Here is a 19,884-nt window from a genome sequence, read left to right as displayed (position 1 = left end):
ACCGGTTTCGGTGGCAGCACCCGTTCGCCGCCACTTCCGTCTGCGTCGAGCCGCACACCGATGAAGATCTCCCAGGGCTTCAGCATTGATCGGCGCCGGCTCTGACCAGGCCACGAGGTGGGGTGGGTTCACAGTCCGCCGTCCGCCGACCGCCGGCCGATGCGGCGATCAGCCGTGGATGGCGTTGAGGACGGCGGCAAGTTTTTCAGGCGCACTGATCATGGCCATGTGGCCGGTGTCGAGATCGATGACGTCGGGCCCAAGCAGCGAGATGGATCGCTGCTGAAGTTCCTCGACGTAGCACTGGTCGCGCGTGAGATGCACGTACGTCCGGGGAATTTCGCGTCTGTAGCCGCTCAGGTCCACAGCCTCGCGCAGCAGGGCGGCCGAGTCGTCGGCCAGCCGGTTCAGGGTGGACGCTGTGGTCACCTCGTCCATGTCGTTGCACAGCATCGCGGCGGCGCCCTCGCGGGTTTGGTGGTAGACGCCGTCGGCGATGGACTGCTCCACCAGACCCCGCACTCCCGGATCGATCTGGTCAAGCACCCGGGAACCGTCCGCCGGCACCACGGCCGACACAAGGGCGACGTGGCGGATCCGGTCAGGTATGAGGTCCAGGACGCGCGGGATCGTGACGCCCGCGAAGGAGTGACCGACCAGTACCACGTCGCGCAGATCCTTCGCTTCGACGTCCTCGCGGACCGCATCGGCACAGTCCGCGAGAGTGACCGTGCCCAGGTCGACTTCAGCCCTGGTTCCGCGCCCCGGTAGGTCGACCGCCAACGCTTGCGCACTTAGATGAGGGATCAGCTCGTCCCAACAGTTCGCGCCGAAGCTCGCCCCATGGATGAGAACGAACGCCATGACTTGCCTCCTTGCCAACGACACCAACCCAACCATAATTGAATTCAGTTCTGCTGGGGAAGTCTGTTGCAGAGCAGGGGAGCAAAACGCCAAGACGTGGATCGGCTGGGGTTGTTCACGCCGCAGCGGCCAGCAGGGGCTCCCGACAACATGCGGATGCACACCCGCAAATGAGCGACAAAGTCCCCCTGCTATGGTGCGCCGATGTCATCGATCAAGAAGTTCCAAGTCACCTTCGACTGTGCAGAACCTGAGCGCGTCGCTCGTTTCTGGTGCGAGGTGTTGGGGTACGTCGCACCGACGCCACCGGAGGGATTTGCCACTTGGGACGACTTCAACCGCTCCCTGCCTCCGGAGGATCGGGATTCATGGTTCGCCTGCAGTGATCCCTCAGGTGTGGGCCCCCGACTGTTCTTTCAGCGCGTTCCCGAAGGCAAGGTCGTCAAGAATCGGGTGCATCTCGATGTGCGGGCCGGCACGGGACTCGTGGGTGCAGAGCGCCTGGCCACGCTCGAGGCCGAATCCACACGACTGATCGCACTCGGCGCGGTACACGTGCGCACCCTCCTTGCCGATGACGACAACGAGTCATGCATCGTGATGCAGGACATCGAGGGCAACGAGTTCTGCCTCGACTGAGCGTGCGGCAGAGCAGGGAACCAACGCAGCTCCTGTGCCTGTGGGTCAAGACATCCTGTAGGTCAAGACATGTGGAGAGCGGGTGAATGAGGTGGCGCAGCCGCTCACTGGACGAAGGTGACATCGGGCAAACCCGCTGAAGGGCCGTCCAGAACATGGTCGTTGCGTTCCCGCAGCCAGCGGTCGAAGAACGAGGTGACACACGCTCGGATCACCGTGACCGCACGGGCGGGGTCGATCGTGCCGATGGTCTCTTCGACGATGTCCTGGCCGAGACCGGTCTGGGGCATGACTGCCGCGAGATCGGTGTACGTCTGGTGCCGGGAGCCGCGCAGGGTCAGGTCGCGGCGCCATCCGGTGCTGTGCGACCAGAACGCCGCCCATGACGGCTCGGTTCGCGCGTGGTCGATGCCTTCACGGCCCATCAGGAGGAAGGGGCGGTCCAGGCCGTGGGCGGCAACCGGTGAGAGGTTGGTTCCGTTGGGTTCCTGGTTGAACTCCAGGGTGCCGTCCAAGTCGATCCCGGCGCGGATTCTCCGGTCCTCGTACATGCTCTGAGCGGCGGTGAATCCGCCCCCCGACTGGCCGGCCAGGCCGATCCGGTGGGTGTCGAGCACTTCCGCCAGCCCGTGCGGCAGCGCGTCGAGCCGGTCCACCACAAAGCGGGCGTCGGCGACCCTGGTGCGCAGCGTCTTCTCCAGCAGGGCGGGAACGGTGCCCTCACGCTGGGCCCGCGCGAATTCCTCGAACAGCACCTCGTTCGTCTTGACCGAGCCGTCGGGAAACTGCACGCCCGGAGACTCGTAGGTGTGGTCGACGGTGACAACGACGTAGCCGTGACTGGCCAGTTCCTCGGCCAGCAGGGTGCCCCAGCCGCGAGGGTCGCCGACGCCTGGCGAGTACAGCACCACCGGCCGACGCCCGCCGCGTGGGTCCGCGGGCGCCTGTTGGTAGGCGTGCGTGCGTGTGCCCGCCCAGTCCACTGTGCCCGGCGGGATGCGATGCGGCTCCAGGGCGTCGAATCGCTCGGCCGCTCCGCGTTCCATGTACGGCGCGAGGCGCTGCCCGCGGTGTGGCGCGAGGGCCGGATACCAGACACTGATCATCAGCTCGCGGTGGCCCACCGACGGCATCCATGGGTCGGGCCGACTACGGTCCACCAGACGGAGCGAGACCGTACCGATCGTGCACGGTCCCGTCGGGGCGGGGAGACGGAGCCGGATCGCCGAGCGGAGGGCCGGCCGGGACTGGGCCCGTGCGGCAGGCGTACCCACCAACGGCGACATCGCCAGAGCGGTCGCTGCCAGAAACCCGCGGCGTGGAAGAGAGAAGGACGACATGCCGTCCATCCTGGCCACGACCACCGACGGGGTCACTCGTGCTACCCCCAGCTGCCCTGGTTCGGGTTTCCCCGGATGCGGACCCTTGCCCTCATCGATGCTCCGTCAAGTGGCGCCAGAACAGCCGCAGCTGTTGTGGACTCGTCCGCGCTGCCCGGCCGCGCGCACGATCTCGCCGGGGCCCGCACGCACCGGATCATCCGCGGAAGGGCCAGCGGGGACCTCCGTCGGGTTCGGCTGCCTGACGGGGCGGGGTGCATGGCTGGGCTCAACCATGCAGGGTGGGCCGGTAGATGAGCTCCTGGATGTCGCCGTCGAGTGTCCGGCTCTCGATCAGCTCCAGGTCGAAGTCGGCCGCACCGTGGAAGATCGGGTCCAGTCCGGTCTGACCGGTGATCACGGGGAAGAGCGTCACCTGGACGCGGTCGACCAGACCGGCGTCCATCAGCGCCCGGTTCATCGACAGGCTGCCGTGCGAGCGCAACGGCACCTCGGACTCCTCCTTGAGCCGGGCGACGACGTCGACAGCGTCGCCGCTCACGATATTCGCGTCCGGCCAGTCGAGGGGTCCTTCCAGTGTGGTCGAGACCACCGTTGCCGGCAGGTTCCTCATCCGCGTGACCCATGGGTCACGCACATCGGACTCCTCGGTACTCGATTCCAGCATCTGCGCGAACGCCCGATAAGTGTTGGCTCCGAAGACCATCCGCTGCTCCTCGGTGTACAGGGCGAGGCGGTGGTCGAGGAGCTCGGGGCCTTGCTTGCCCCAGTAGCCGGTCCAGTTGCCGCCGGCGGCGCCGAATCCGTCGAGGCTGGAGAAGACGTCGAACGTGTAGGTGGCGGTCATGATGCTCTCCTCGAGTGTGGTGATCGCTTGTGTGGATAGAGACTGGCGACCACGGCGAAACTCATCGCCCTTGGACTCACGGAGTCCGGCCACCCAGGACGCGGCTCCATGGGGCGGGCGCGGCCGGTCACTCGTCTCGGCGTGACGGCTTGTAGAGGTAGTCGAGGCGCAGGGGCGCGAGTGGGGGCAGAGGCGCGCCGTCCGTCGTCCGGCAGGACTGGAGGAAGTGGGCGAGCAGGCGGCGGGAGGCTGCCATGGTCCTTCGAGGAAGCCGGTGGCGCCGCGGGCAGCATCGACACAGCCACGCGTGTACTGGACGCCTTGGAAGCCACCCAGGGCATGACCTTCCTGATCGACGGTGCCGCAGGAGGTGTCGGCCCATCGCCGCGCAACCCGCCCAGGCGCGCGGCCTCTCCGTGATCGGCACCGCGAGCGAACGCAACCACGGCTTCCTCGACCAACTCGGTGTCGTACCGGTCACCTACGGGCCCGCTCCGGCCGATCGACTTGCACCGCTGGCTCCGTACGGTGTCGACGTGGTTCTCGACCCGGCCGGGAAGGGCTCCCTGGCCGAACTGGTCGCCATCGCCGGCCACGCGCACGGCAAGATCGTAATCACCGTGCCCCGACACGGCGGACGAATCGGCCCGCAGTCGCTGGATGAGGCTGCCCCGGCGGCGCGTTGCCCGCCGACGACCGTCCACCGATTGCTGGATTACTCGGGGTCCTGTTGAGCCGGCCGGAGTTCCGGGGACAGCCGGACCGGGTCCACTTCGGTCACGGCGGTCTTCGCGTCCAGTTCCCAACCCTTCCCGTACGCCGTGGCGAAGGCGTCCTCGCCCAGCGCGGTCCGCCCTCGGCTGGTGAGGTCGCGGACCTGGCGGTCGGTGTGGTCGTGGGCGCCGCGCAGCCGGGAGGCGGCGCCGAGCAGGACGGCGGACTCGTGATGCTGACCGTATGCCTCGGCGAGCGCGGCCGTGTTCACCGCCACCAGCGACAGGATCGGCAGGTCCCGGGTCTCCAGCGCCGCCGCGTACGCCTTCGCCAACGCCTTCGCCGCGCCGGCGGGATCGCCCGTCTCCAGGCAGAGCCAGGCGCGTGCGCTGCCGACCAGCGTCCGCCCGTGGTCACCGGGGAACGGAATGTCCCCGTGCAGACCCCGTTCGGCTTTGTCGAGCAGTTCCCCCGCCCGGTCCAGGTCACCGAGCCGAACCCACAGGACGGCCTCCCACGCGTCGACCAGGAGCAGCATCTCCGGCGAGTCCGCGCGCAGTGCCCGCTCCCGGGCCGAGTCGACCATCGCGATCACCAGGTCTGTGTCGCCGCGCCGCAGGTACAGGTCGATCCAGCGCAGGTCGCCGAACACCTCGTCGCCGAGGCTGAGCGAGCCGAACTCGCCTGCCAGCGACCGGGCTTCGCGCAGGTCGGCCAGCGCGCCGTCGAGGTCGTCGTCGTACTGCCGCAGCTGGGCCCGCAACGGCAGCACGTTGGCCTGGCCCCAGCGGTCGCCGACCTGCCGGAAACCGGCCAGGGCCGCTTCGACATCGGTGCGCATACGGTCGAGTTCGCCGGCGTGTTCGGCGAACTGGGCCCGGAACATGCGGGCCAGCCCGGACAGCCACACGTCGTCGCCGTCGGCCAGGCGCTCGACGAGCGCGGGCGTGGTCCCCTCCTCCTGCAGGAACGCCAGCGGGAGCGCGGTGAGCGCGCCGTAAGGGCCGGGCAGTTCCGGGTACGCGAGCAGCCGGTCGGCCAGCTCGCGCAGCTCGGCCTGGTCGCCGGCGGCCTCCTCGGCGGTCGTCCCCGGCCGGGTGTCGACCCGGTTGAGCAGGTGGATGGCGCGGGCACAGTCGCGGTCGGACGTCGGCGCGCCGCCGGACACCGACAGAGCTTCGCCCAGCCAGTAGGCCGCGTCGGACTGCCGGCCGAACATCCGCCAGTACCAGGTCAGGTTCAGGGCGAGGGTGACCGCGCCGGGGGCGTCGCCGGGGGCGCATCGCCGGCGCAGGGCGGCGAGCGTGTTGTCGTACTCGGCGCCGATGCCTCGTATGGCCGTCAGCTGGCCGGGCCCGCGCAGCTGCGGGTCGTAGCGGGCCATCAGCTCGGCGAAGTGGTCGGCGGCCAGGTCGCGGGCGGTGCCGAGGTCGCCCGTCTCGGCGAGGCGGTCGGTGCCGTACTCGCGCAGCGTCTCCAGCATGCGGTAGCGGCCCGGGGCGGGCGCGAGCTGCAGCAGCGAGCGGTCGACCAGGCCGGCGAGCAGCTCGGGGATTTCGGCGGCCGGTACCGCGGTGTCGGCGCAGACCGCGGTGGCCGAGGCGGGCGTGGCTCCGCCGGGCAGGATCGAGACGCGTTCGGCGACCGTACGTTCGTGCTCGCTCAGTAGGTCCCAGCTCCAGGCGATGACCGCGTGCAGGGTGCGGTGCCGGGGCAGCGCGGTGCGGTTGCCGGTGGTGAGCAGCCGGAACCGGTCGGAGAGCCCGTCGGCGAGTTCGGGCAGGGACAGCGTCCGCAGTCGGGCCGCGGCCAGTTCGAGGGCCAGTGGCATGCCGTCCAGGCTGCGGACCACCCGCCGGATCTCGGGCAGCGTCTTCTCGTCGGCCTCGAAGCCGGGGCGTACGGCCGCGGCCCGCTCGGTGAACAGGCGTACCGATGCCGCCCGCCGGGTCTGTTCGACGTCGTCGTCCGGGCCGGGCAGTGCGAGCGGGCCGAGCGGCACGAGCGCCTCGCCGTCGACCGCGAGGGGTTCGCGGCTGGTGGCGAGCACGCGCAGTCCGGCGCAGCGGGACAGCAGCGTGGCGAGCAGGTGGGCCACGGCGTCGATCAGGTGCTCGCAGTTGTCGACGAGCAACAGGCTCTCCTGGCCGCGGAGTTGGTCGACGAGTGCGTCCAGTTCGTCGCCCTCGGCTCGCGGCCGGGCCTCGAACATCACGCCGCCGCGCAGCCCGATGCCGGCGAGCAGGGCCGCGCCGACCTTGGCCGGCTCGGTGACCGAGGAGAGGTCGATCATCCGGGCGCCGTCGGGGTACGCGTGGCGGTGGCGGCGGGCGGCCTCGACGGCGAGCCGGGTCTTGCCGGCGCCGCCGGGACCGAGCACGGTGACCAGGCGCCCGGCCGCGAGCAGCGTGTCGATCCGGGCGAGGTCGTCGTCGCGCCCGATGAAGCTGGTCAGCGGCGCGGGCAGGTTGCCCGCCCCGGACCGCGCGGTGTCGGCGTCCGGGGCCGGCCGCTCGGCGCGCAGAAAGCTCAGGTGGCGCTCGCGCAGGGCGGCGCCCGGGTCGGCGCCGAGGTCGTCGGCCAGGGTTTCGCGGACCCGCTCGTACAGGGCGAGTGCCTCGGCCTGGCGTCCCTGGGCGGCGAGCGCGTCCATGAGCAGGGCGGCTGCCCGCTCGTGGACGGGGTGTTCGGCGAGCAGCGCGGTCAGGTGGGCGGCGGCCGCGTCGGCACGGCCCAGGGACAGCTCGGCGTCGGCGAGATCGGCGATGGCCTCGGCAGAGGCGTGGGCCAGCTGGGTCGCGACGGCGGGCGCCACTGCGGCAACGGCTGTGGGCTCGGTGCCGGGACAGTCGCCCCACAGCGCCGCCGCCTCGCCGAGCATGGCCGCCGCGGTGTTCGGGTCACCGGCGCGCAGGCGGTCACGGCCGGAGGCGGCGAGTTGCTCGAATCGCAGCGCGTCCACGTCGGCTGTGTCCACGTCCAGCCGGTAGCCGCCCGCGGCGTGCGTGACGAAGTCGGCCGAGCCGAGGACACGACGCAGCCGCGAGACGAGGGCCTGCAGGGCGTGGGCGGGACCGGCCGGCGGGCCCTCGGCCCAGATCGCGTCCACCAGGACGGCCTGTGCGACCGCGCGACCGCCGGCGAGCGCCAGCCGTACGGCCAGACCCTGCAGCCGCGTGCCGACAACGGGCAGGGCGGTGTCACCGCGAGACACCTGAAAGGCGCCGAGCAGCGTGATGCGAAGCCGCGCATCCCCGTCCATCCTCTGATCTTCGCGCGCACACCCACGATCCCCAAATCAGTGCAGCCGTGCTGGACTTCCCCGTCCACGCCCGTACCGGAAGGCGCCGCGAGCAAGGCGGCGAGCGCGATCGTCATCACGGCGTCGTGCGACTGGCCGTCCCTCCGCGTCGCGCTGCCACGAGAAGCCTGTCCGGGTGCGCGAACGCAGCACTGACACGTTGCGGGACTGGAGTGTCAACGCCATGTGCCCCCATGTCAGCGCCGTGTGTGCCCCGTGTGAGCGGCCCGCGTCAGTCTTTGCCTGCCTCAACAGAACAGGCTTCGGAAGGGGAGTTTCGTGCATGACGTAGTGATTGTGGGCGCCGGCCCCGTTGGTCTTTTCCTTGCCTGCGAGCTTGGCCTCGCGGGCTGCTCTGTCCTGGTGCTGGAGCGGGCGCCTGAGGGCGGCTCCCAGTGGAAGGCGGACCCGCTGGGGATGCGGGGCCTGTCCGCCGCGGCGGTCGAGGCGTTCTACCGCCGCGGGATGTTGCACCCGCTGCTGAAGGCGTCGGGCGTCCATGACGATCCCGGCGCGAACTCCGCCACGGACGAGCCGTCATCCCCTCGCGGTGTGAGCCACTTCGCCGGCATGATGCTCGATCCGGCCCAGGTCGACGTCACCGCCCTGCCGTTCCGGCTTCCCAGCCCGGCAACGGAAGGCGTGATGACGAACCTGGAAGCGGTCGAGACGGTGCTGTCCGAGCGGGCGTCCGGACTCGGCGTGGACGTCAGGCGCGGTGTCACGGTCTCAGCCATCGCACAGGACGACGAGAGCGTGGTCGTACAGGCCGGCGAGCACGAGTACGCGGCACGCTGGGTCGTCGGCTGCGACGGCGGACGCAGCACGGTGCGCGGGCTCGCGGGCTTCGAATTCGTCGGCACCGAGCCGCAGTTCACCGGCTACGTCGTGCTCGCCGCCATCGCCGATCCCGAGAAGCTGCGGCCCGGGTTCAACCTGACGCCGACAGGCATGTACCTCCGGACGCCCGCGAAGGAGTACATCGGCATGCTGGAGTTCGACGGCGGCGCGTTCGATCGCTCGCAGCGGCCGACTCGCGAACATCTCCAGACGGTTCTGCGCCGTGTGTCCGGCACCGACGTGACACTGAGCGACGTCCGTCTCGTCTCGAGCTTCACCGATCGGGCGATGCAGACGACGAGGTACCGCCAGGGGCGCGTCCTGCTCGCGGGCGACTCCGCCCACATCCACTCTCCGCTGGGAGCACAGGGACTCAACCTCGGCCTCGGCGACGCCATGAACCTGGGATGGAAGCTGGCGGCGACCGTGCACGGCCACGCGCCGGACGGGCTTCTCGACACCTACACCCACGAGCGCCGTCCGATCGGCGCGGAGGTGCTCGACTGGACGCGCGCGCAGTCCGCGGTCATGAAGCCGGACCCGCATGCCCAGGCGGTCCAAGGCGTGCTGCGCGACCTGCTCGGGACCCGAGACGGAACGACCTACGTGTTCAAGAGGACATCAGGGTCGTCGAACCGCTACGACCTCGGCAGCGAGCACCCGCTCGTCGGCCGCAACGCCCCGGACCTCCGTCTTGAGGACGGCCCTCGCCTCGGCGACCTGATGCAGGACGGCCGAGGCGTCGTACTCGATTTCAGCATCGACCGAGCCCTACGCGATTCAGCGACGGGCTGGGAGAACCGGATCCTGTACGCAGCCGGTCCGGCGAGGAACGACCTCGGAGTGGGCGCCGTGCTGGTCCGGCCCGACGGCACGGTCGCCTGGGCAGGTGATCGCAGCCCTGACCCTGAAGCGTTCGAGCAGGCCGCCTGCCGTTGGTTCGGCGCACCGCACATCTGAACCGTCCACCCCTACAACCGAGTTCCAGGAGCACACATGACAATCACCATCCGACCGGGAAGCACCGTGATGTTCACCGGCGATTCGATCACCGACCGCCAACGACTCGAAAGCGAAGAGCATCTCGGGTTCGGCTACCCGCTGCGCGTCGCGGGCGAGTGGGGACTCCGCCACCCGGACCGGGCCGTGACCTGGCTGAACTCCGCCATCGCGGGCGACAAGGTGATGGACCTCGAAGCCCGCTGGCAGGCAGACGTCCTCGACGCGCGCCCCGACGTGGTGTCGATCCTCGTCGGCGGAAACGACGTCGGCTGGCACTCGTACGACCCGGACGGCCATGTGATCCCTGTGGAGGACTTCGCGGCGGGGTACGACCGCCTGCTCGCGCCCCTCGCCGGGGCCGGAGCCGATCTGGTCCTCATCGAGCCGTTCCTGCTGCCGATTCGCGGCCTTGTCGAGGTCGGCGACGTGCACCTCGGCGAAGAGGTCCGAAAGGAGTGGCGGGCCGACCTGGACCCGAAGATCCAGGTCGTGCGCGAGCTCGCCCGCAAGTACGACGCACAACTGCTCGCCGCCGACGGCATGTTCGCCGAGCTCGCCGCGACGACCGGGCCGGAGTACTGGGCTGCGGACGGCGTGCACCCGACACCGGCCGGTCACGCCGCACTCGCGGCGGCCTGGCTGCGCCTGGTCGCGTGACCGGGCCTCGCGTTCGAGGGCGACGACGGCTGCACCGGCGACGGCGAGGAGCTTCACCGGCCAGGGGTGTCGCCGATGCGGCGGACGGAAGTAGTCAGCTCTCGCCGAAGTCCTTGGTCTTGATGAAGCGGCGGTCCGTTTTCGACGGGCCGCTCTTCGTCCCGCGCAGGATCCAGTAACCGGCGTCCTTGCGGGGCTTGTTGAAGCCGAACGTGCCGATGAGCAACTCGTCGCGGCCATCGGTGTCGAGGTCGGCGATGTGCAGGTCCCAGCCGAAGAAGTCGCGGTCCCCTTCGTGCTGCGGGGAGCCGCCGAGACCGATCACACGCCGGTCGATCTTGACGGCACGGGCGGCGTCGAGCCCGTCCTCGCCTCCGAGGAGCACCACCACCTGGCCGAAACGGCGATCGACGCCCGATGACTGGGTGGCGATGTCGTCGTGGCCGTCACCGTTGACATCGCCGACCGCGACGGCGCTGACGACATCCAGCTTCCCCAGATCGCGGGCGGCCCTGCCCCGGCCGGGGCCCTCGCCGCTTCCGTAGACGGCAACGGCTTGGGTGAAGCCCACCCGGGCGAGGATGTCGGCGTGGCCGTCGCCGTCGAAGTCACCGGCGGCCACGGGCTTGCCGCCGGGGACCAGGCTGTCGTCCTGGTTCGTGATGCCGGGTACGGCCCCGGCGTGTTTCAGCCCTTGGGGCGTCCCCCGGTAGAACACGGCGTCGATGACGTCTTCCGGCATGTCCTCCTCGAAGCGGACATCCTCCTCGTCGTACTCGCCCTTGGTCACCAGGTCGTCCCGGCCGTCGCCGTCGAAGTCACCGACGGCCGTATGCGCCGCGGACACCCAGCCCTGTTGGCCCACATCGGTGCGGGAGGTAGTGCGCGGCGCCCCTCTGTCGCGGCTGAGCGGGCCGTACAGGACAGTGGCGAACTGCGGCTTTCGGTCGTATTCGCTGCCGGGCACTGCCAGGGTCAGCAGATCGAGGGCGCCGTCGCCGTCGAAGTCCCCGGCGGCGGTGGCCGGGAGGACGTCGGCGGGCAGCTTGGTGACACCGACGGGGCCGTCGGGGCCGCCCCAGACGATGCGCTGCTCAGGCGTCTGCTTCCCGCTGGGGTGGCTCAGCCGGTTGCGTACGACGACATCGGCGTGGCCGTCGTCATCGAGATCCCCGGTGAACTGGGTCGACCGGTCGTACGTGATCGGCGAGCTGGTGATCCGGGGGTCGGGCTTGGCGTAGCGCTCCGCCAGACGGAAGGCCCTGCCCGGCTTCGGGCCGCCGGGTGCGGCGAGGGCGACGAAGCGGTTGTTGTGCCAGTCGCCCCCTCGCTTCGGCTCCTTGTACCAGCCGTTGACGAGCGCGTCGGCATGCCCGTCGCCGTTCACGTCGTTCCGGTTGACCTCGCCGTCGTCCCGCTGGGCGGGGGAAGGGGGCACCGGCGCCGATTCCCCGTCATCGCCCGAGCAGCCCGTGAACAGCAGGGTGGTCGCACAGAGGCAGGCCAGGGCGACAGCAGAGCGGTGGGTACGTGGGCGGCGCATCTCGCAAGTCTGCGAGACGCAGCTCACGGGCCCGTAACGGCGAGGTCAGGGTCGGATTCCGGTCAGGCACTGTGCCGTCGGTGCGGCACTGGCGTCAGGGGGCGGTGAACGCGTCGGCGGTCACGTCGCGTTCGAGGCTTGCGCCCTGGAAGCCGTACGTCCCGATGTCCGAGACCTTGATCAGGAGGCAGTAGCGGTCGACCGCGTCGAGGGCGTCGGCCACCTGGTGGTAGTTCCTCCTGAGGAAATGGATCGCGGCCTGGTTGGCCAGGGAGCTCTGGCCGCAGACCAGCATGACCGGGCGGGTCGCCTGCGGTGGCCTGAACTTGGCCACCAGCGCGTACTCCACCTCGTTCTTCCGGTAGGGGTACCGTCGGCCGCCGACATCGAACGCCACCGACTCCGGACCCTGACCGTACGGCAGGATGCTGACACCTGGCAGGTGGGCCGCGAGGTGGCCGCCCGTGCGGAGGTTGGCCTCGCCGAGCGGACCGCCGATACAGAATTCCGTACGGTCGTCATTGGTGCCGCGGAAGTCGTCGCTGGTCTCGGTCGCGACGTCACAGCCGAGTTGGCCGGCCAGGGTCGCGACCTCGATCATGGCGCGGATTTCCTTGTGTGTGGTGACACCCCGCGTGTTGTGTTTGTTGCCGATGACGATGAAGCAGGTCTCCCCCGGGACGAGGCCGAAGAAGTCCGCCTTGCGTCGCAGTCGGCCGGCGCGCTTGCCGCGCTCCCAGAGCCAGACGAGCCCACCACCGATGAGGCTGGTCACCAGACCGACCAGCACATTGACGACTACGGAAAAGATCGCCGCCCCCTCGCGCCCCCGCCGCGCACAGCAGTTCCGTGCGCCTCGAACGGTTGATCCTCCATGACGGGACCTGCCTGTGACAACCGGAGCCTGCCCGAACGACGGATGGTGGAGAGTGAGGGGCATGGAGTTCTTCTGCTACCACCGCGATCGGCCCGACTCCGTGGCGCTGCGTCACGAGTTGCTGGAACAGCACTGGTCCTACATGGACCGGTTCGACAAGGAGATGATCGCCCGCGGTCCGACCCTCACCGGGGACGACGTGCCCACCGGCAGCGTGCACATCGTGGACCTGCCGGATCTTGCCTCCGCCCGCGCGTTCGCCTTTGACGAGCCCGGCTACCAGGCCGGCGTGTACCGGGACGTGTTGCTGCGCCGGTGGCGCAACCTGCTGGGTCGCACCATGTGGGACTTCCCCGGTGGCGGGACCGACGGCAACCGGTACCTGGTGCTCGGCCTTGGCTCGGGCCAAGGTGCCGACCTCACCCTGCCGCCGGACCGGGACGAACTGATCGCGTACGGGCCGCTGTTGTCCGACGACGGCACAACCTGGGTGGGTACGGCGGTGCTGGTCCGGGCGCCGGATCCGGAGACGGCTCGCGCCGTCCTGACCCCGGGCCTGTACGCCGACATCGAGGTCCACGACTGGCAGTTCGGCGGCCGATCGTAGTGAGCTGACGACGCGGCGAAAGGCATCGAGACACCCCGGAACGCGTTACTTCCCAAAGGGCCCTCGACACAGGGGAGTTGGGGCCTCACGATGGTGCCCCATCGGTCCTGTCGACGGATGGGACACGCCGCACTGGGGGTGGCTGTGGGGTACGCACGATTGCCGCGCGAGTACCGGATGAGACGGTCCCGGATGCACGTGTTCCTCTGGGTGATCGGCGTGGGCACGCTGAGCGTGTTGGCGGCCCTGTGGGGCGCCGAGGTTCCCACCTCGTTCCGGTACCCCATCCTCGCGGCGTGGGTGGCCCTCATGGGGTGGCTCTTCTACGCCACGTTGCACTGTTCGACCATCGCGGACATCAAGGCGCTCCACGTACGCGGGATGGCGAAGCGCCGGCATTTGGCATGGGAGGACATCCAGGACATCAGGGCAGAGGCCAACCCGGCATCGGCGATGCAGAGCGGTGCGCCGAACGTGCTCGTGCACGCCTACGGCCGGGACGGCTCCAAGGTGCTGTTGCCGTTCGTCGACGACCTTCACGTGAACGTCGAGCGCGAACTCGGGCTGCTGCGCGGCTCATGGGAGGAACTGCGCGGCGCGGACTGGGCGCCCGACGCCCGGGCCGCTGTCCTCATCGACCGACGCAATGCACGTCAGGCGGCCCTCATGATGGGGTTCGCCGCCGTGATGCTGGCCTTCATCCCACTGACCGTGCTGATGCTGCTGCCCCTGTTCGTCGACATGCCGGAGTGGCTGGAGTCGTTCCTGAACCCGTTCACGGTCATGGGGGTGGGAGCGCCCCTGATCTTCGCGCTGACCGCGATCGCCTCGTACCGCAGCCGTCGGCCCAGCGGCTGACGGCCGCGGCCGGAGGCCCGCGGTCAGGGCGCGGGTGCGATTACAGCCTCTTGGCCAGGAACGGCAGGACTGCGTCGGCCACCTCGTCCGGTACCTCCTCGGCGAGGTCGTGGCCGGCGTTGAAGACGTGACCTGTGACGTCGTGGGCCATGGGCCGCATCTGGGCCTCGTTCCGGTCGCCGATGAACGCGGAGCCGCCGAGCGCCAGCACCGGGATGTCCAGCTTCCGCTGTGACGCTCGGCGGTTCTGTTCGGCGTCGACGAGCATCGCCCGGTAGATCGCCAGCATCGCGCGGATGCCGCCAGGCATGGAGTAGCAGCGTACGTATTCGTCGATGGCGTCGGGGGTGGCGGTGTCGGGGTGGCTGCGCTCGTACTTGATCATGTAGGTGATCAGTTCGCGTTCGTGCCCGGCGATCAGCATCTCGGGGACGTCCGGCTGGAAGTAGAAGCCCAGATGCCACAGGTGCATGCCACTTGAGACGTTCTCGTGGGTGAGTGCGGTGTGGTCCTCGAAGCCGAATCCGGGGAACAGCGCCTCGCAGAAGACGAGGGCGTTGACGTGATCACGGTGTCGGGCGGCGAGCTGGTAGCCGATCACTGCTCCCCAGTCCTCTCCCATCACGCTGTAGGAGTCGTGTCCGAGGTGGGCCATCAGCGCGGCGATGTCGTCGCTCATCGTCGCGCTGTCGTATCCGTCCGCGGGACGTGCGGAGTCGCCAAGACCACGGAGGTCCGGTACGACGACGGTGTACTGGTCCGTCAGCTTCGGCACTAGGTGCCGCCAGTGGTAGCCGGTCTTGGGCACGCCGTGCAGCAGCACCACCGCCGGGCCGGAACCGGCTGTCCGGTAGTGCAGACTCGTTCCGTTGACGGTGGCACGGCCTGTGCGTACGGGGTTTGCGTGATGGTCGACGATCATGTTTCTTCTCAACTTTCCTGACGGGCTTGGCGATTTGGGCGCCCGATCGTGCGTTCTGGTCCTGCCGGTCGGCGCCCTGGTCTGGCGATGAGGGCCGGTGGCTGTCTCAGCCGCGTGATCACTGCGTCTCCAGCGGGCTGTCCTGCCTCTCCATGACGTCGTGGTCCGGCAGGTCGACGATGAGGCGGCCCGGCCCGTTCGTGCCCGCGGCTGCCGGGCCGGCGTGATGGCCGGCGGGGCGCAGGACGACGTTGTCCGGGTAGAGGCGACCGAGCAGTGCCAGCGCAACGAGGTTGTCCTGGCCGGTGGCTTCCAGGGTGACGTCGCCGTCCTGCGTCCACAGCAGTCCGGGGGCTCGTAGTGCGGTCCACAGCTCGGCGGTCCGGGTGTTGCCGACGGTCGCGGCGTCTGTGGCGGCGGTCTGGTGGGCGAAGCGGTGGCCGCGCAGCGCCTGGCCGAGGTCGAGGTGTGCGGTGGTGCCGTCGTGGGTCACGGCGATGCGGGCGGTGCGGGTTCCGTCGACGACCGGTCCGATGACCACGCGGCCAGTTACCGGCCCCTGCGCTGCGGCGGCGGGCGGTAGGTGGTCGATGAGCGTGCGGGGTGCCGCGTAGTAGTCCTGCGATTCGGGGACGTACGTGATCGTGTCGCCCGCGACGGGTCCGGGTCGCCAGGTCAGCAGGTGGCGGGGCGCGGTGAGGGGCGGTGTGCCGATGACGGCGGGCAGGACGGTGCCGCCGTCGTGGTCGAAGCCGTAGCCGGCCGGGCCCGAGGTGCCGGTGACCGCATGGCGGGCGAAGTCCACGATGCTGGTATGCCGGATCTGGCGGACCAGGAGTTCGGTGAGAAAGCTGTCGCGGGCCGACTCGATGTGCCGCAGCCCGGTCGGGGTGACGAGGAGCGGGACGTTCTGCCAGTTGGTGAAGGGCAGGAGGGCGTCGCGAAGCAGGACCATCTGGTGCAGCCACTCGTTGTAGAGCTGCATCGCGACCGGTCCGCCGCGGCTGCCCATGAGCAGGTCGGCCGCGCGGTGGGTGAGCAGATGTCCGTCGCAGTGGCTGCGGACCACCAGGGGGCCCGCGGGCAGCGGTATTCGGTGGGTGAGCAGGCGGTCCAGGGTCGCGGTCGCCCAGGAGGCGATCTCCCGGCCGATCTTCTCGGCCTGCGCGCCCAGTTCACGGGCTGCCGAAGCGCTGTCGGGGCCTACGGCCAGCGGCAACGAGGTCTCCCGCGTACCGAGGCCGAGCGTCGCGTGGATCTGGTGCTCCAGGACCTCCCGGTCGATGCTGCGTAGGGCATCGACGACGCCCTGCAGCAGCGGCTCGGCACCGGTGAAGAACTGACGGGCTCTCATCGTGCGGGTTGTCGGGAAGGTGTTCCACCGGGAGCCGCCGAGGGCGGGTGTGGTCGAGGTCTGAGCGGGGGGCATGGGTCCTCCGATGGGGTCGGTGTGCGGCATGCGCTCTCGCCGGCGTCGGTGACCTGGCGGACGCCGGTTCATTTTGTGGATCGTGCGTTACAGATTGAGGGCATGAAAAAATCAGTCGAGGGCGGCCAGCGCTACCTCCACGAGGGGTTCCAGGGCGCGGACGTCGGGTGTGATCTTCGAGGACACGAGCAGGCCGTTCAGGAAGGTGACCAGGAAGGCGGCCAGGGTCTGCGGGTCGCGGGTCGTCGAGATCTCGCCCCGCTCCGCCGCCACGCGCAGCACATCGGCGAGCGCACGCCGACTGGCGTCCTGCACGTCACGTACGGTGCGCCGGGTGGCCGAGTCGGCCGGCAGGCGCTCGCAGACGCCATTGACCAACAGACAGCCCCTGCCGTCGTGTTCGACCGCGATCCGGACCCGCTCGACCAGCATCGTGCGGATCGCCGACCGAGCATCCACCCCCTCGTCGAGGCTGCGCAGGGCGGCCGCCGCGAGGGTGGAGCGGTAGTGCTCCAGCGCGGCCCGGTACAGGCCGTCCTTGTCGCCGAACGCCGCATACAGGGATCCCTGGCCGATCCCTAGATGCCCGGTCAGATCGCGCACCGAGGTCGCCTCGTATCCACGCGTCCAGAACAGGTCCATCGCGCGGCTCACCGCCGCCTCGGTGTCGAACTCCCGCGTCCTTGCCATGCACTCACACTAACCTATCTGGATCGCTCGCTCAAGAAAGCGGTGCGGGGCCACGAACCGCCGCGGCGTCCAGCTGTGCGACGCGTGCCCGCCGAGCGTCTCGGCCGCGGGCCGGGTACGGGTCACGCTCACGGCCTACTTGGATTCGACTCGTCCGAGCGGGTCGGGGCCGGTCGTCAGCGCGTCGCGTGCCGTCTGCCAGGCGGGATCGCCGGGGTAGAGCTCGGTGCGGAGGTAGGCCCAGGTGAGGCGCTGGACCGCGGACACCCGCTCGGTGTTCTCGTCCGTGGTCTCGGCGACGTCGTATCCAGAGACCCCGCCGAGCCCGTGCTCCGCGTCGAACAGGGTGAGCAGGGCCTTGGGGCCCGGGGAGAGGACGTACGGGTCGGCGTGCCAGTCCGCGCCCGCGACCGTCAGGTGGGCGGAGGTGTCCTTGTCGCCGGCGACCACGAGCGTGGGCGTCGTCATCTTGGAGAAGTCCGTGGTCAGGAAGAAGGAGAGATTCTCGGCCACGGACTCGGTGAGGGCGTCGCCGCCCCTGCCGGGCGCGGCGAGCAGGACACCCGCCTTGATCCGGGGCTCGGCCAGGTTCACTTCCGTTCCGTCGTCCGGATCGGTGAGCCTGGCGCCGAGCAGCAGGCTCGCGGTGTGCCCGCCCATCGAGTGCCCGGCCACGGCGACCTTGCCATGGTCCAGCCGCCCGGAGAGCTGCGGGACGGCGGCCTCGATCATGTCGAGCTGGTCGAGGATGCGCGTCATGTCCTCGGCACGCGATCGCCAGTACAAGGGTGCCCCCGGAGTACTGGGATCCAGACTCAGCGTCCGGGAGCTCAGATGCGTGGGCTGGATCACGACGAAGCCGTGCGCCGCCCAGTAGTTGGCGAGGGGGGCGTAGCCGTTCAGCGAGGAGAGGTGGTTCGAGTAGCCCTGACCGTGCGAGAGGAGGATGACCGGCAGGTCGCTCCCCGTCACGGGCGCGGAGACCCGCACCTGAAGGTCCACGGCTCGACCGGGGGCTGGCAGCACCACCGGACTGACCGAGAGGACGGGCGTGGGCGAGCTGACCGTGTCGGCCGTCTGAGCCGATGCGCTCATGATGCGTATTTCCCTTCAATGGCCTCAGCTGCCGGTCTCGTTCGGGCCGACTGCGGGTGAGGCGGACGGGAGCATCCGCCTTCAGCCAGACTGAAGCGGATCGCTGTTCCGCTTAACCTACGGAACACTGTTCCGCTTTGTCAACGGCACCCAGAGGATGCTGCCTGCCGCCGCAGCTGCGGTGTTCGTCGCCTCCGGCGTCGACGCGCCGATCCGCGAGATCGCGGCCAGAGCGGACGTCGGAATGGGGACGGTCTACGGCCACTTCCCGACGCGGGCGGATCTCGTCGTCGCCGTCCACCGTCACCAGGTCGAGGCATGCGCCGATGCCGGCCCGAACCTGCCGGCACCGAATCCCCGCTCGCGGCACACCCGGAGTGAGTCGACCTCTTCGCCGATTTCCTGGCCACCAAGCACGGACTCGCCAACGCGCCACAGTGGGACAGCAGCGGCTTCGACGCGCTGCACACCTGCTTCCTCGACCGCCTGGCACCCGCCTGCGGGCAGTTGCTCGACGCCGCAACTGTTCGGCCAGGGTTACGCCGTCAGTTCGGTGACCAGCTCGTCCAGAGTGTCCGACCTCCAGTTGAAGGTGTCGGTGCTCGCCGGTGGATCCCCGACCGGCCGGTGCACGTAGGCAGTTCGCATTCCCACCGCCTGAGCTCCGCGAAGGTCCCAGGCGTGAGCGGCGACCATCAGCACGCGTTCCGGTGGGCATCCTGCCGCGTCGAGCGCGAGTCGGTAGACCTCCGGCGCGGGCTTGTAGGCCCGGGCCTCATCAGCGGACAAGGCCTGATGCCAGGCCAGTTGGGCGTACGCGTTGAGGCGGAGGAGAGTCGCGCGACTCGCATTGGAGAGCCCCAGCACAGGAAATCGCCGGGCGAGGCGTGCGAGTCCGGCGATGGAGTCGCCCCAGGGCGCGAGGCGCCGACTTGCGGTAGCAAGACGCGCGATGGCCACCGGGTCGGTGAGCCCTGCGCGGTCGGCCACACGCTGAGCCGCCTCACGGTCGATGACCTCGGTGTCGACGTACGTCCGGCTTTCCCTCGCGATGCGTTGCTGCTCGCGCTCGACGTGATTCCGCCACACCGTGAGCAACTGGTCGACGGACGCATCGTCGGACGCGGGCACCGCCTCGCGAATGGCCGCTCGGAGTCCACCCGGTTCGTCGACCATCGTTCCGAGGATGTCGAAGACGACGACCTCGATGTCGCAGGCCTCGGCCATGCGGTCTCCTCCTCATGGGGGTCAGGCGTGATGTGACCCGGGTCGACACGCGGACTGGACAGCGAGGGCGCGCCCGGTTTCCGCACACGTTCAACGCCCCACGCCAGCCGCGTCACCGGTTCGGTAGGTAACGATTGTTGCCCGACTCTGCGTCACCAGTCAAGGTGGTGACGATCCGGTCGCATCCGTGTCAACCAGACTGGTCCTCGCCGCTCAACAGCGCGGCCGGCCGGCGTCGGGAGGTGATGTCGAGCTTCCCGAAGCTCTCGTGGAGGTGACACTCGACCGTCGAGGCGGTGGTGAAGGGGCACGTGGCGATCTCGGCGTACGTGGATCCGGCGGCGGCATGGCCGTCGACTGCTCCTCCTGGGGCGTCAGGTCGTGCTGATCGCCACCGGAAGCCGACAGCGGCGGCCGGTGTGTCCCGGCCGC

Annotated in this window: 17 protein-coding genes and 2 pseudogenes; 7 read left to right on the top strand and 12 right to left on the bottom strand. The window is 69.7% G+C overall.

What is annotated here, in order from left to right; translation table 11 throughout:
- Positions 1 to 168: 168 nt before the first annotated feature.
- Complete coding sequence (locus OG718_RS50250; protein WP_328847397.1) at positions 169 to 864, bottom strand: alpha/beta fold hydrolase; 696 nt, start codon at positions 862 to 864, stop codon at positions 169 to 171.
- 204 nt (positions 865 to 1,068) lie between these two features.
- Here OG718_RS50250 and OG718_RS50245 point away from each other — a divergent pair, with 204 nt between their 5' ends.
- Positions 1,069 to 1,503 carry a VOC family protein gene (locus OG718_RS50245; protein ID WP_143643081.1) on the top strand — a complete coding sequence of 145 codons (435 nt, stop codon included), beginning with the start codon at positions 1,069 to 1,071 and terminating at the stop codon, positions 1,501 to 1,503.
- Between the two features lie 104 nt (positions 1,504 to 1,607).
- Here the strand turns inward: OG718_RS50245 and OG718_RS50240 are convergent, their stop codons facing one another.
- From OG718_RS50240 to OG718_RS50230, 3 genes are all read right to left on the bottom strand, one after another.
- Complete coding sequence (locus tag OG718_RS50240; protein WP_328847396.1) at positions 1,608 to 2,843, bottom strand: alpha/beta hydrolase family protein; 1,236 nt, start codon at positions 2,841 to 2,843, stop codon at positions 1,608 to 1,610.
- A gap of 268 nt (positions 2,844 to 3,111) precedes the next feature.
- On the bottom strand, positions 3,112 to 3,690 hold the full coding sequence (locus tag OG718_RS50235; protein WP_306942478.1) for a dihydrofolate reductase family protein: 579 nt from the start codon (positions 3,688 to 3,690) through the stop codon (positions 3,112 to 3,114).
- Positions 3,691 to 3,817: 127 nt separating this feature from the next.
- A complete protein-coding gene (locus tag OG718_RS50230) occupies positions 3,818 to 3,946 on the bottom strand; it encodes a hypothetical protein (RefSeq protein ID WP_260695727.1) in 129 nt (42 codons plus the stop codon).
- Here OG718_RS50230 and OG718_RS54520 point away from each other — a divergent pair.
- A pseudogene (locus OG718_RS54520) lies at positions 3,946 to 4,287 on the top strand (NADP-dependent oxidoreductase); the annotation flags it as partial. The gene OG718_RS50230 and the pseudogene OG718_RS54520 sit on opposite strands and share 1 nt — an antisense overlap.
- Positions 4,288 to 4,405: 118 nt before the next feature.
- On the opposite strand, the gene OG718_RS50220 reads toward OG718_RS54520, so the two are convergent.
- Positions 4,406 to 7,666, bottom strand: coding sequence for a BTAD domain-containing putative transcriptional regulator (locus OG718_RS50220; protein ID WP_328847394.1), 3,261 nt, complete (start codon positions 7,664 to 7,666; stop codon positions 4,406 to 4,408).
- A 318-nt stretch (positions 7,667 to 7,984) separates the two neighbouring features.
- Between OG718_RS50220 and OG718_RS50215 the strand changes: the two genes are divergently transcribed.
- Both OG718_RS50215 and OG718_RS50210 read left to right on the top strand, forming a co-directional pair.
- A complete protein-coding gene (locus OG718_RS50215) occupies positions 7,985 to 9,505 on the top strand; it encodes an FAD-dependent monooxygenase (RefSeq protein WP_328847393.1) in 1,521 nt (506 codons plus the stop codon).
- Between the two features lie 36 nt (positions 9,506 to 9,541).
- Positions 9,542 to 10,204, top strand: coding sequence for a GDSL-type esterase/lipase family protein (locus OG718_RS50210; protein ID WP_328847392.1), 663 nt, complete (start codon positions 9,542 to 9,544; stop codon positions 10,202 to 10,204).
- Positions 10,205 to 10,298: 94 nt separating this feature from the next.
- Here OG718_RS50210 and OG718_RS50205 read toward each other — a convergent pair whose 3' ends face one another.
- Positions 10,299 to 11,747, bottom strand: a complete 1,449-nt coding sequence (locus OG718_RS50205) for an FG-GAP repeat domain-containing protein (RefSeq protein ID WP_143643076.1) — start codon at positions 11,745 to 11,747, stop codon at positions 10,299 to 10,301.
- A 94-nt stretch (positions 11,748 to 11,841) separates the two neighbouring features.
- Positions 11,842 to 12,522, bottom strand: coding sequence for a hypothetical protein (locus tag OG718_RS50200; RefSeq protein ID WP_260695726.1), 681 nt, complete (start codon positions 12,520 to 12,522; stop codon positions 11,842 to 11,844).
- Between the two features lie 163 nt (positions 12,523 to 12,685).
- Here OG718_RS50200 and OG718_RS50195 point away from each other — a divergent pair, with 163 nt between their 5' ends.
- Together OG718_RS50195 and OG718_RS50190 are read left to right on the top strand one after the other, a co-directional pair.
- Positions 12,686 to 13,231 carry a YciI family protein gene (locus OG718_RS50195; RefSeq protein ID WP_143643075.1) on the top strand — a complete coding sequence of 182 codons (546 nt, stop codon included), beginning with the start codon at positions 12,686 to 12,688 and terminating at the stop codon, positions 13,229 to 13,231.
- A gap of 192 nt (positions 13,232 to 13,423) precedes the next feature.
- The gene (locus tag OG718_RS50190) at positions 13,424 to 14,089 is read left to right on the top strand and encodes a PH domain-containing protein (RefSeq protein WP_143643074.1); all 666 of its coding nucleotides are present in this window, start codon (positions 13,424 to 13,426) and stop codon (positions 14,087 to 14,089) included.
- 40 nt (positions 14,090 to 14,129) lie between these two features.
- On the opposite strand, the gene OG718_RS50185 is transcribed toward OG718_RS50190, so the two are convergent.
- The 4 genes from OG718_RS50185 to OG718_RS50170 all read right to left on the bottom strand — a co-directional run bounded on the left by OG718_RS50185 (position 14,130) and on the right by OG718_RS50170 (position 18,225).
- Positions 14,130 to 15,011 carry an alpha/beta fold hydrolase gene (locus OG718_RS50185; RefSeq protein WP_328847390.1) on the bottom strand — a complete coding sequence of 294 codons (882 nt, stop codon included), beginning with the start codon at positions 15,009 to 15,011 and terminating at the stop codon, positions 14,130 to 14,132.
- Positions 15,012 to 15,129: 118 nt separating this feature from the next.
- The gene (locus OG718_RS50180) at positions 15,130 to 16,440 is read right to left on the bottom strand and encodes a hypothetical protein (RefSeq protein ID WP_328847389.1); all 1,311 of its coding nucleotides are present in this window, start codon (positions 16,438 to 16,440) and stop codon (positions 15,130 to 15,132) included.
- A 111-nt stretch (positions 16,441 to 16,551) separates the two neighbouring features.
- On the bottom strand, positions 16,552 to 17,130 hold the full coding sequence (locus tag OG718_RS50175) for a TetR/AcrR family transcriptional regulator (RefSeq protein WP_328847388.1): 579 nt from the start codon (positions 17,128 to 17,130) through the stop codon (positions 16,552 to 16,554).
- A 135-nt stretch (positions 17,131 to 17,265) separates the two neighbouring features.
- Positions 17,266 to 18,225 (bottom strand): alpha/beta hydrolase family protein, encoded by a 960-nt coding sequence (locus OG718_RS50170; RefSeq protein ID WP_328847387.1) that lies wholly within the window; start codon positions 18,223 to 18,225, stop codon positions 17,266 to 17,268.
- 157 nt (positions 18,226 to 18,382) lie between these two features.
- Here OG718_RS50170 and OG718_RS50165 point away from each other — a divergent pair.
- A pseudogene (locus OG718_RS50165) lies at positions 18,383 to 18,768 on the top strand (TetR/AcrR family transcriptional regulator); the annotation flags it as partial.
- On the opposite strand, the gene OG718_RS50160 reads toward OG718_RS50165, so the two are convergent.
- Positions 18,763 to 19,452 (bottom strand): haloacid dehalogenase type II, encoded by a 690-nt coding sequence (locus OG718_RS50160; protein ID WP_328847386.1) that lies wholly within the window; start codon positions 19,450 to 19,452, stop codon positions 18,763 to 18,765. The pseudogene OG718_RS50165 and the gene OG718_RS50160 sit on opposite strands and share 6 nt — an antisense overlap.
- Positions 19,453 to 19,884 lie beyond the last annotated feature (432 nt).

The organism is Streptomyces sp. NBC_00258 (assembly GCF_036182465.1).
Lineage (GTDB): Bacteria > Actinomycetota > Actinomycetes > Streptomycetales > Streptomycetaceae > Streptomyces.
Note: the sequence above shows the minus strand (reverse complement) of the source record. Positions and strands in the feature narration are given on the sequence as shown.